11 protein-coding genes are annotated in these 11,686 nt (G+C 62.7%); 5 read left to right on the forward strand and 6 right to left on the reverse strand.

Going from position 1 to position 11,686, the window contains the following annotated elements:
- Positions 1-34: 34 nt before the first annotated feature.
- From dnaA to mutM, 4 genes are all read right to left on the reverse strand, one after another.
- Positions 35-1,399 (reverse strand): chromosomal replication initiator protein DnaA, encoded by a 1,365-nt coding sequence (gene dnaA, locus P2G62_RS10180; protein WP_275734786.1) that lies wholly within the window; start codon positions 1,397-1,399, stop codon positions 35-37.
- Between the two features lie 479 nt (positions 1,400-1,878).
- Complete coding sequence (gene rpsT / locus P2G62_RS10185) at positions 1,879-2,145, reverse strand: 30S ribosomal protein S20 (RefSeq protein WP_275734787.1); 267 nt, start codon at positions 2,143-2,145, stop codon at positions 1,879-1,881.
- 171 nt (positions 2,146-2,316) lie between these two features.
- Positions 2,317-3,093, reverse strand: coding sequence for an enoyl-CoA hydratase (locus P2G62_RS10190; RefSeq protein ID WP_275734788.1), 777 nt, complete (start codon positions 3,091-3,093; stop codon positions 2,317-2,319).
- Between the two features lie 83 nt (positions 3,094-3,176).
- The gene (mutM, locus tag P2G62_RS10195; protein ID WP_275734789.1) at positions 3,177-4,022 is read right to left on the reverse strand and encodes a bifunctional DNA-formamidopyrimidine glycosylase/DNA-(apurinic or apyrimidinic site) lyase; all 846 of its coding nucleotides are present in this window, start codon (positions 4,020-4,022) and stop codon (positions 3,177-3,179) included.
- An 84-nt stretch (positions 4,023-4,106) separates the two neighbouring features.
- Between mutM and ubiE the strand changes: the two genes are divergently transcribed.
- Positions 4,107-4,862 carry a bifunctional demethylmenaquinone methyltransferase/2-methoxy-6-polyprenyl-1,4-benzoquinol methylase UbiE gene (ubiE, locus tag P2G62_RS10200; protein ID WP_275734790.1) on the forward strand — a complete coding sequence of 252 codons (756 nt, stop codon included), beginning with the start codon at positions 4,107-4,109 and terminating at the stop codon, positions 4,860-4,862.
- Between the two features lies 1 nt (position 4,863).
- Entirely contained in the window at positions 4,864-6,393 is a 1,530-nt protein-coding gene (gene ubiB, locus P2G62_RS10205; RefSeq protein WP_275734791.1) for a 2-polyprenylphenol 6-hydroxylase, read from the forward strand.
- A 3-nt stretch (positions 6,394-6,396) separates the two neighbouring features.
- On the opposite strand, the gene P2G62_RS10210 is transcribed toward ubiB, so the two are convergent.
- A complete protein-coding gene (locus P2G62_RS10210) occupies positions 6,397-7,059 on the reverse strand; it encodes a flagellar hook capping FlgD N-terminal domain-containing protein (RefSeq protein ID WP_275734792.1) in 663 nt (220 codons plus the stop codon).
- Between the two features lie 12 nt (positions 7,060-7,071).
- The gene (locus P2G62_RS10215; RefSeq protein WP_275734793.1) at positions 7,072-9,111 is read right to left on the reverse strand and encodes a flagellar hook-length control protein FliK; all 2,040 of its coding nucleotides are present in this window, start codon (positions 9,109-9,111) and stop codon (positions 7,072-7,074) included.
- Positions 9,112-9,263: 152 nt separating this feature from the next.
- Here P2G62_RS10215 and P2G62_RS10220 point away from each other — a divergent pair, with 152 nt between their 5' ends.
- The 3 genes from P2G62_RS10220 to P2G62_RS10230 all read left to right on the forward strand — a co-directional run bounded on the left by P2G62_RS10220 (position 9,264) and on the right by P2G62_RS10230 (position 11,622).
- Positions 9,264-9,515: a rod-binding protein gene (locus tag P2G62_RS10220; RefSeq protein ID WP_275734794.1), complete on the forward strand. Its 252-nt coding sequence runs from the start codon at positions 9,264-9,266 to the stop codon at positions 9,513-9,515.
- Positions 9,508-9,852, forward strand: a complete 345-nt coding sequence (locus tag P2G62_RS10225) for a hypothetical protein (RefSeq protein ID WP_275734795.1) — start codon at positions 9,508-9,510, stop codon at positions 9,850-9,852. The genes P2G62_RS10220 and P2G62_RS10225 overlap by 8 nt, the downstream gene beginning before the upstream one ends.
- 213 nt (positions 9,853-10,065) lie before the next feature.
- The gene (locus P2G62_RS10230; protein WP_275734796.1) at positions 10,066-11,622 is read left to right on the forward strand and encodes a flagellin; all 1,557 of its coding nucleotides are present in this window, start codon (positions 10,066-10,068) and stop codon (positions 11,620-11,622) included.
- The last annotated feature ends 64 nt before the right edge of the window (positions 11,623-11,686 follow it).

An 11,686-nucleotide genomic window follows, 5' to 3' on the forward strand; every position in this document is an offset into this window, starting at 1 on the left:
GGACATTCGGCCGCTTTGGCCGGAGCGTCAAGACTCAGGACTCAAGAAGACGCCGCAGCAGGTCAATATCTTCGGCCAGTTGCCGATCTGCGCCTTTCAGCTCTTCGATCTTGCGGATGCCATGCATGATCGTGGTGTGGTCGCGCCCGCCGAAGCGGCGCCCGATTTCGGGCAGGCTGCGGGTGGTCAGCTGCTTGGCCAGATACATCGCCACCTGACGCGGCCGGGCGATGGTACGCACCCGTTTCGGGCCGATCATGTCCGACAGACGGATGGTGTAATGTTCGGCCACCTTGCGCTGAATTTCCTCGATCGTGACCTTGCGGTCCGAGGCGCGCAGGATATCGGTCAGGCATTCCTGCGCCAGATCGAGCGTGATTTCCCGCCCGACCAGCGAGGCAAAGGCGAACAGACGGGTCAGCGCGCCTTCCAGCACGCGGACGTTGGTGGTGATCCGATGCGCCAGGAATTCCAGCACCCCATCAGCCAGCACCAGACCCGGATATTGCGTGCGGTAGGCTTCGGTCTTGGTCTGCAGGATGCCCAGACGCAATTCGTAATCGGTCGGGTGCAGATCGACGACCAGACCGCATTGCAGACGCGACTTGATCCGGTCTTCCAGATCCTTGATCTCGCCCGGGGCCCGATCGGCGGAAATCACGATCTGCTTGCCCTGATCCACAAGCGCGTTGAACGTGTGGAAGAATTCTTCCTGCGTGCTGTCCTTGCCCGCGATGAACTGCACGTCATCGACCATCAGCACATCGACCGAGCGGAACATCTCTTTGAAATCCATGATCTGACGTTCGCGCAGCGCCTGCACGAAGCGATACATGAACTGTTCTGCCGACAGATACAGCACACGCAGATCGGGGCGGCGGGCCTGCAGCTCATGCGCGATGGCGTGCATCAGGTGGGTTTTACCCAAGCCCACCCCACCGTAAAGGAACAGCGGATTGAAGGTGACCGGCCCGCCCTCGGCCACGCGGCGCGCGGCGGCATGGGCCAGTTCGTTGGGCTTGCCGACCACGAAACTGTCGAAGGTGAAGCGCGCATCCAGCGGCGCGCCCGGCAGGTCGGCATCGTCGGCGGCGCGCACCGGTTTGCGCGGCTTGGCCGGGGCGGGATTGGCCACGGCCGCGACCGGAATCGCCCGCAATTCGGGCACGCGAATGTCGATCCGCTCGGCGGTGACGCCAGCCTGACGCAGCTCGCGCAGGATCGGTTCGGCAAAGTTGCGCGACACCCAGTCGCGCATGAATTTCGTCGGCGCCTCGAACGAGACGATCCCGTCGGACAGTTCGATCAGCCGAAGCGGCGCGATCCAGCTTGTGAAATTGTTTTTCCCAACAGTCTTAAGAAGTTCATTGCACACCCGCCCCCAGGTTTCGTCCGTCATGTTCTTGCCTATTCATCCCAAACTGTCAGCCGACCTCGCACCGCCCAGACAAAAGGGAACCGCCCAGCCGATCGGCCGGGATCTCCCCCCAGTTTCAAGGACACAGAAGCCGACCCGGCAGACCGGGCGTGGCATCACCTGCCGAAGCTGGGGGCGCAGCACCCCCGAGAATCGGATTCGCATCTTCCAGACCGGCAGATCCGGCTTTTTTTCTTTGTCGTGGCAGACTTTACGCCCGCTGCGGCCAGAGAAAGATGCGTCATGTCCCCCTAGGCGACGTGAATCGCAAGGTGACGCTAGCAAGCTCTCGGGGCCGCACGCAACCGAACTTCACTCTTGACGCACAATTCACGGTTACGAATCTGATTCACGGGGACGTGATTGCAACACCACAAATCAACCCATTGATTCATATGAAAAAAACAAAAAGACGCCCGCAAGCGGACGTCTTTTCGAAGTGCTGAATTTTCAGCCGCTTATCAGGCCTGCAGCGCTTTCACGCGCGAGGACAGGCGCGACATTTTGCGCGCAACGGTGTTCTTGTGCAGCACACCCTTGGTGATGCCACGGGCCAGTTCCGGCTGTGCAGCGCGCAGCGCAGCGACGGCAGCTTCGGAGTTCCCCGAGGCGATCGCTTCTTCGACTTTGCGCAGGTAGGTGCGGATGCGCGAACGACGGGCCTTGTTGATGTCGTTGCGGCGCTCGTTCTGACGGGCGCGTTTCTTGGATTGGGGCGTATTGGCCATGTTTTTCCGAATTCCCGGGTCTGTTACATTTCGATTGCGCAACGGGCCCGGTCGTCCCAACGAACCGGATGATTCTAGCCTGAGCGGGCTCCACGCGCATGTGAGGGCGGTCCATACGGCAAAAGAGGCTGAAAGAAAAGCCTCTTTTGCCGCAAAACCTGGATTTCCGGCTTACTTGTCGCGGAACTGGGGCTGGCGTTTTTCAAGGAACGCCGACATCCCCTCTTTCTGATCTTCGGTCGCGAACAGCGCGTGGAACAGGCGGCGTTCATACAGCACGCCTTCGTGCAGCGTCATCTCGTAGGAACGGTTCACCGCCTCCTTGATGGCCAGAACCGACAGCGCGGATTTCTCGGCGATCTTTTGCGCGGCGGCGATCGCTTCGGGGATCAGCTTGGCCACCGGCACGACCCGGCTGACCAGACCCGAGCGCTCTGCCTCGGCGGCATCCATGAAGCGGCCGGTCAGGTGCATGTCCATCGCCTTGGACTTGCCGACGAAGCGGGTCAGACGCTGCGTGCCGCCCATGCCGGCCATCACGCCCAGGTTGATTTCGGGTTGCCCGAATTTGGCGTTTTCCGCGCAGATCAGGAAATCGCACATCATTGCCAATTCGCAGCCGCCGCCCAGGGCATAGCCCGCAACGGCGCCGATGATCGGCTTGCGGGTGCGCAGCAGCGAGTCGGTTTCGGGGCCGAAGAAGTCCGACGTGAACATGTCCACGAAGGATTTCTCGGACATTTCCTTGATGTCGGCACCAGCCGCGAAGGCCTTTTCCGAGCCGGTGATGACGATTGCGCGCACCTTGTCGTTGTCATCCGCCGCTTTCAGCGCATCCGCCAACTCGCCCAGCAGGGTCGAATTCAGGGCGTTCAGAGCTTCGGGACGGTTGAGCCGGATCAGGGCGACGTAGTCTTCGATCTCGACGATCAGGGTCTGGTAGGCCATGTGGCTTTGCCTTTCCTTGTTATGAGCAGGAGTCCTAACAGGACCGGGGCGATTATCAAGTCGCTTTCGCAGGTGCGGCAAAGCTAGCGTTGGCAGACCGGGCAGAAGAAACTGGAACGCCCCGACTGCACGATGCGGCGGATCGGGGCGCCGCAGTGGATGCAGGGTTCGTCCTCGCGGTCATAGACCCGGAAGGCATGCTGGAAATAGCCCAGCTCGCCGTCGGCCTGACGATGGTCGCGCAGGCTCGACCCGCCCGCCTCGATCGCCTCGGTCAACACGGCGCGGATGACCGGGACCATCTCGGCCACCCGTTTCGCCGCGATCCGCCCGGCCTGACGGCGCGGGTCGATGCCCGCGCGAAACAGCACTTCGGACACATAGATATTGCCCAGCCCCGCGATGATCCGCTGATCCAGAAGCGCCGCCTTGATCGGCGTGGCACGCCCTTTCAGCCGGGCGACCAGGTAATCTTCGTGAAAATCATTGCCAAAAGGTTCGGGCCCCAGCCCCGCCAGCAGCCAATGCGCCGCCTCGCGGTCGGTGCGCACCAGATCCATTGCGCCGAACCGGCGCGCATCGTTGAAGGTCACGCGCGCACCGCCTTCCATGTGCAGCACCACATGGTCATGTTTCTGCGGCGCGGGGTGATCCAGATGAAAACCGCCCAGCATCACCCCCGACACCAGCATCCGCCCCGACATGCCCAGATGGATCAGCAGGCTCTCGCCCGTGTCCAGATCGGCCAGAATGTATTTCGAGCGTCGCCGCAGTTGCACCACCCGCGCGCCGGTCAGCCGGTCGGCCATACCCTCGGGCAGGGGCCAGCGCAGATCGGGGCGGTTGACCTCGGCACGGGCGATCCGCACCCCTTCCATCGCGGGCAAAAGCCCGCGACGCACGGTTTCAACCTCGGGCAGTTCGGGCATCTGATGTTCCTGTCGCATTGTCATGGCCGCCGGGGCCCCTATAAGAAGGGGGACATTTCCAGATCGGCAAGGGCCCCCGAGCAAATGACGCGCACGGATCAGAACAAGACCACGCATTTCGGCTTCAAAACCGTGGACGAGGGTGAAAAGGCCGGCATGGTGCACGGCGTGTTTTCGCGGGTGGCCTCGAAATACGACATCATGAACGATCTGATGAGCCTGGGCATCCATCGCGTCTGGAAGGATGCGATGATGGATTGGCTGGCGCCGCGCCCGGGGCAGAAGCTGCTGGATGTGGCAGGCGGCACCGGCGACGTGGCCTTCCGCTTCCTCAAACGCGCACCCGGCGCCACCGCGACCGTCTGCGACATGACGGAATCGATGCTGATCGAAGGCCAGAAGCGGGCCGAGGCCGAAGATATGGCCGATCGCCTGCAATGGGTCGTGGGGGACGCGATGGCCCTGCCCTTCGCCGATAACAGCTTCGACGTTTACACGATCTCGTTCGGTATTCGAAACGTGACCCGCATCCCCGATGCGCTGCGCGAGGCCTACCGCGTGCTGCGCCCCGGCGGGCGGTTGATGGTGCTGGAATTCAGCCAGATCCCGAATGACATGCTGCAATCGCTTTATGACGCCTATTCGTTCAACGTGATTCCGGTGATGGGGCAGATCGTGGCGAACGACCGCGACAGCTATCAATATCTGGTGGAATCGATCCGCAAGTTCCCCAATCAAGAGATCTTCGCCTCGATGATCCGCGAGGCGGGGTTCGACCGGGTCAAATACCGCAACCTGTCGATGGGCATCGCCGCGCTGCATTCCGGCTGGAAGGTGTAAGATGCGCGGTCCGCACAACATCTGGCGGCTGATCCGCACCGGCGCCACGTTCGAACGCACCGGCGCGATGAAAGTCGCGCTCGAAGCGGTAGAGGCCCCCCCGCGGCTGCGCCTGGTGGCGCGGATCATGGGCTGGCCGTTCAAATGGCTGGGCTACAAGGGCGACCCGAACCTGCCGCCGGTGACACGGGCAATCACCGCACTGGGACCGGCCTATATCAAATTTGGTCAGGTGCTCTCGACCCGGCCCGATGTCGTGGGCCAGGAATTGGCCGATCAGCTGCGCGTGCTGCAAGACAAGCTGCCGCCATTTCCGACGGCGATTGCCCTGCGCACCGTCGAAGAGGAACTCGGCCGCCCGGTTTCCACGATTTTCAGCGAATTTTCCGAGCCTGTCGCGGCCGCCTCGATCGCCCAGGTTCATTCCGCGATTCTGGCCGAAACCGGCGAGCGCGTGGCGGTCAAGGTGCTGCGCCCCGGGATCGAACGCGCCTTCCGCCGCGATCTGGACGCGTTTCATTTCGCCGCGGGCATGATCGAACGGCTTTCGCCGGCCTCGCGCAGGCTGCGCCCGACCGACGTTGTCAAACATTTCGAGGGCGTGGTTCTAGGGGAACTCGATCTGCGGCTCGAGGCCTCGGCCGCCTCGCAATTCGGCGCCAATACGGCGGGTGACGCGGGCTTCACCGTGCCGCAGCCGATCTGGGCCTATTCCGGCCGTCAGGTGATGACGCTTGATTGGGCCGAGGGGCTGCCGATGGGCGACGCGGCCGCGATCCGGGCCGCAGGGCACGATGTCGTGGCCCTGTCCGAACGGGTGCTGCAGCTGTTTCTCAGCCATGCGCTGCGCGACGGCTATTTCCACGCCGACATGCATCAGGGCAACCTGAAGGTCGCCGCGAACGGCAATATCATCGCCTATGATTTCGGGATCATGGGGCAGATCGACGAATATACCCGCCGGGTTTACGCCGAGATCCTGATGGGTTTCATCAAACGCGACTATCGCCGCGTGGCCGAGGTGCATTTCGAGGCCGGCTATGTGCCCGCCGACCGCGATGTGAACGAATTCGCGCTGGCCCTGCGTGCGGTGGGCGAACCGATTTTCGGCATGAATGCCACGCAAATCTCGATGGCGCGACTGCTGGCCTACCTGTTCGAGGTAACCGAACGCTTCGGCATGCAGACCCGCACCGAACTGATCTTGCTGCAGCGCACCATGGTCGTGGTCGAAGGTGTCGCACGGTCGCTGAACCCGGCGATCAACATGTGGGAAGCCGCGCAGCCTGTCGTCGAGACCTATATTCGCGGCGCGCTCGGCCCGCGAGCGGCATTGCACGATCTGATGCGCACGATACAGGTTCTGCATCAATTCGGCCCGCGCTTGCCCGGCTTGCTGCAAGCCGCGCTTGAACGTCAGGCCGATCCGCAACCGGCGCCAGAATCGCCCCGACGGCTGCATCGGGTGGCATTGTCCCTGGCCGGCCTGGCCCTTTTGGGATCTGGCATTGCGATCGGCTGCGTGATCTGAGCGTCATCCCGCATCGCGCAGCGCGGTCACATCGCCCGTGTCGATCGTCGTGCCGCCGCGCAAGACCAATGCGGTGCCTGCGCCCGTGCCCTGTGCCTCGACGATCCGGTTGTAGGTTTCGACGGTCTCGATCGAAAGCAGGCTGCCGCTGTTGTAGCATTCGAGCTTGAACGTATAGAGCCCGGTGGGCAATTCATTGCCACTTGTGCCGACCCCGTCCCAGGTGATCGGATCGGCCGAAACTGCAACCGCCTCACGCGACACCTCTGTCCCGGCAGCGTCATAGGCGACCAGAACCGCCTGATCGGAACCGGCTACCGGGTTCGGTGCCACTGTGACCGGTGTGCCATCGTAATAGGCCGGGGCATCCGAACGCGCCTCCATCCCGACCCAGCCCGCAAACTGTGTCATCCCCATGACCCCCATCTGCGTGGCGAGGGATTCCAGCAGATCGTTGGTTTTCACCTGCTGCTCGACCCCGGAAAACGTCGCCAGCTGCACAGCATAATCCGAACTCTCGATCGGATTGAGCGGGTCCTGATTTTGCATTTGCACCGTCAGCATCTTGAGAAAAGTCTCGAAATCAGAGCTGATCGCAGAGGTCGAACGCGACGTAGTGCTGGAAACCGTGCTGGCGGTCGTTGTGGCAGCGGTCACTGTGGTCATCTGTCAGTCCTTTCACATGCGCAAATCCAGCCCGCCCTGCGACTGCCGGGCGCCGGACACCCTGAGGTCAGGCGCAAGGCTCTCCCCATTGGCGGGCTCTGTGGTATCTTGCCGTGTCGCCGCAAACGCGGTCATCGGTTGGTCGTTCTGACGCCGGGAGTCGTTTCCGAAATCGAAGGCAATCGATGCATAGCCCTGATCGCGGAAGTCGCGTGCCAGCAGGTCGATATTGCGGCGCATAAGGTCAAGCGTTTCAGGGCGTTCGGCATGGATCGCCACGGTGATCCCCGCCTCGGACGTATGCAGCGTCAAACGCACGCGCCCCAACTCCTCGGGGGCGAGGGTCAACTCGACCGGCCCATCCGCAACCCTGGCTGCGGCATGCGCGACCTGCTGCGTGATGGCCTGTGGCAATACGGCCTGCGGCCCGACCGCAACGCGCACAGGATTGGGCGACGTTCCAACCGCGTCGGCTGCCATCTCGCGCCCGCTGAGCATACCCGGATCACTCTCGACCTCAGGCATCTGGTGCGGCGCCCTGACCCGCAAAAGCTCCGGCACCTCGATCGCCCTTGCGCGGTTTTGGGGCGGTTGCCCCTCTGCACGCGTCTCGTTCATCAACCGCACATCCCGCGAGTCAATTCGGCTGTCCTCCCCGGCCTCAGCCGGAACCACGATGTCCGGGGACGAAGCTTGCGCCATGACGGGGGGCACCGGCGCAGCGCCTGACATCGACTCAGAAAGCTGACGCGCGGGGAAAGTGGCAGCCGGTTCGCGTTTTTCGGATACAGGCGCACCTTTGTCCTCCATTGGAGCCCCGGCTGCACCGTTAACATCCTCAGGCGCCGCTGGTGTAAGCAGGGCAGGACCCTCGCTAAGCGGCAACTCTGCCTCCGCCGCATCGGCAGCCGCCCAGACGGGCACGGCACTTGCCGGCAAATACCGCAGATGGATATCCGCTGCCACGCTGGAGCTACCGGGCCGGCCCTGAGGCGCGGGCGGCTCAATATCGTGCCGCCCGGCGGCTGCAACGGTCAGCGCCCCCGCCTGCAACGCCGCGGTGTCCGGCTTTGCGCGCTGTGTATCGGACTGGGCTTGCGGTCCGCCCTGCGCAGGGGCAACGACTTTCGTTGCTTCCGTCACATCGGACCGGGCTCGCGGCACATCTTCACTTCTGTTTTCGAACTGCGGCTTTGACACACCAAGCAAGCTCTGGGCGCCCCCTTCCCGGGCGGTCTGAGCCTGCAATCGAGACGGGTCTTTCGGCGGTTGTCGCGCCTCCGCAACAACTGGGGCCGGACCGGGCCAGGTTTCAGGCATATCCTTGGTCTGAACTGGCATTTCAGCCCGTTCGGATTGTGGCACCGAAGGTGCGCCAAGGAATCCGGGCGCTTGCGGCAGCACACTTGACGAATCCACCACGCGGCCATTTCCGACAGCGGCGGGCCGCACCGCCATACCCGTCTCGGATGGCGCCCCGGCAGCAATCGCCGACATGACGCCCTTCTGGCCAGTCGGCAGTGACAGTACGGCTCCCTCGGACGAAATCACCGTCTTTGGCATCACAATCGCCTCGGCCCGTGGCATCGACAACGATGAAGCCAAAGCGGCCTCTGTGGCAGCTATATGTTGATGGGTCGTGCCCCCAGCCGGGGCTTGTGCATCTGCGGTTTCGAATTTTTGCTCCGGCGCGAAGGACGGCGGCATTCGGGGGCCCGTTTCATACTGCGAATCTGGGAGTGACGTCGCTGCCATCTCGGCATCCAGCGGCGAAGCCATTGCCGCCGTTTCCTGACCGAACCCCCACCACCCCGGCGCATGGCCGAACGACGAAAGAATCGGCGCGAATTCACCGGCCACCAGCGGCAACGCACCTTCCGTCGTCACCATAGGTTCCGCGAGTGCAAGGCAAGGACTTCCGGTTTCGCCTTCTACGAGCGCATCGAACAGAACCCCCGAATCGTCAGGGGTATCAGCCAGATCACCGCCCATAGCGCGGGAAACGCCAGCAGGGGCGGGGATCAGAAATTCGGAAAATGCAACGCGGTCCATGGTCCTCACGACTTCTGCCCGGGATCGTCAAACCATGACAGAAGGAGGTTACCGCTTCTTTACCGCCTTATGCCCATACTCGTGGAAATCGCTTCAATTGGAGGTTTCTCATGTCCATCCCTGCCGGCCTGAACGCCGTGCCCCCGCCAACGATGAACACGGCGCCGCAGCGGGACGCGGTGCTGCGCCAGAGGGCCGTGCAACTCGAAGCGGCGTTCCTGTCGGAAATGCTCAAGCACGCCGGCTTCGGCGCGGCGCGCGACAGTTTTGGCGGCGGCATTGGCGAAGAACAATTCGCCTCCTTCCTGCGCGACGAACAGGCCGGGAACATGGCGCGCGCCGGAGGTGTCGGCCTTGCCGAAACGATTTTTCACGCCTTGCAGAAAGGAGAACGCGATGCATGACGCCATGGAACAGACAACCGAAGCTCTGATGGATCTTCTGCGGGCCGAACGCCATGCGATCACCCATGGCGAGTTTGAGGCCATCCTTCAGACCGCGCGACGCAAAGAATCCCTGATGGCAGCACTGGCCGACGCCCCCGACGCGGAACTCGGCAAGATCCGTGAAATGGCGCATGAAAACCAGCGCCTTCTGAATGCCGCCCTGAAGGGTATCCGGGCGGCACAACGGCGGTTGAAAATCATCATGGGCGCCTCGAAAAGCTTCAACAGCTATGACGGTCAGGGGCGCGCGCGCACGATCAACCCCGACACCGGATCGGTGGAGCGGCGCGCGTAAAGCATTCTTCGAAAATCTGAATGACTTGGGGCCGGCCACAGAGCCGGCCTTAGCGTTCTGTTAGGGCTTGTAGTGCAAGGATCAACCCGCATCCGACGGGATGGCACGGAAAGGCAGGGTCCAGATCCGTATCGGTCAGAACGCCACGAGCGCCGCGTTGAACCGCGGCAAATGAAACCCGGCGCAAAGCGCCGTTTCTGTTAAGGATCTGATATGTCTAGCATTCTTACCAACACCAGCGCGATGGTTGCGCTGCAGACGCTCAAAGGCATCAACTCGAATCTCGCAACGACCCAGTCGGAAATCTCGACGGGCAAATCCGTCGGTTCGGCCAAGGACAACGCTGCCGTCTGGGCCATCTCGAAAGTGATGGAATCGGATGTGAAAGGCTTCGCGGGCATCTCGGACAGCCTCGCGCTTGGCGATTCGACCGTCGCCGTGGCACAAAACGCCGCAGAAACGATTACCGATCTGCTGACAGACATGAAAAGCAAGATCGTTGCCGCGCAGGAATCGAACGTCGACCGTGACAAGATTCAGGCCGATATCGTGGCATTGCGCGAACAGATCAATTCGGTCGTCGGCGCAGCCCAGTTCAACGGTCTCAATCTGATCGAAGGCACCGATGCGATCACGGTTCTTTCGTCGCTCGACCGGCAGACTGACGGCTCCGTTCAGGCCGCGCATATCAATGTGGCGCGCCAGGATCTGACGGCCTCGGCTGGTATCGCTGGCACGACGGCACTGTCGGGCATGACCGTTGCCGACCTGGGCACGATCACCGACGCCAACGGCGCAACGGTCACCGCCACCTCGGTCGCAACCGGCTCGGTGGCGCAGCTGCAATTTGCGGGCACCGCTGCAGACGGAAACGTGTATTCGATCGACATCGGCGGCAATACCGTGAGCTACACCGCGGATGTCACCGGCGGCGACACCGACACGACGATCCGCGATACGCTGCAAGGCATGATCAATGCCCTTGGGATCGAGGGCATCACCGCGACGGCAGGCACCAACACCGGTGAACTCGTCATTTCCAACACCAGCAGCTTCGAAGGCATGAATATCGGGGTTCAGGCCCCTGCTTCGGGCGGAACCCTCGTGATCGAAGAGCTGAACGGTGTGACCGGCCTCACCGCCACGTCGGGAACGATCGCGCAGCGCGCCGAAACGATCGACTTCTCGACGGCGGCCGCCGTGAACGATGGCGACACCTACAAGGTCACCGTTGCGGGACAGTCTTTCAACTATATCGCCGGTGCTGGCGAGACCATGGAAGATGTGGCCAAGGGGCTGAAAACCGCGATCGATTCGAACGCGCCGAGCGGCGTGACCACCCAGACGCAGTACAACGAAAGCACGGGCCAATGGTCGCTCGCGATCGACGATTCGACCGGCGGGCGGGCGCTGTCGCTCAACGTGACGACGGGTGGCACCGCTTCGGGCGGCCTTTTCGGTCTCGACAATATCGACGTGACCACCGACGCCGGGGCCGAAGCCGCGTTGGCCAATATCGAAACGATGATCGACACCGCCACCGAAGCGGCGGCGTCGTTTGGCTCCGTGGCCGGGCGCATCGAAACGCAGTCCGCCTTCATCAGCAACCTGTCGGACTCGATGAAAGCGGGCATCGGGGCGCTGGTCGATGCCGATATGGAAGAGGCGTCGGCGCGGCTGCAAGCCCTGCAAACCCAGCAACAGCTGGGCATTCAGGCCCTGTCCATCGCGAACCAGCAGCCCCAGAACATCCTGTCGCTGTTCAAATAACACGGAAGAAGGCGCCCTTGGGGGCGCCTTCGCCCCCCGCGGCAAAGCCGCGTCTTGATGCACT

Source organism: Paenirhodobacter sp. CAU 1674 (genome assembly GCF_029222945.1).
In the GTDB taxonomy this organism is placed as follows: domain Bacteria; phylum Pseudomonadota; class Alphaproteobacteria; order Rhodobacterales; family Rhodobacteraceae; genus Rhodobacter.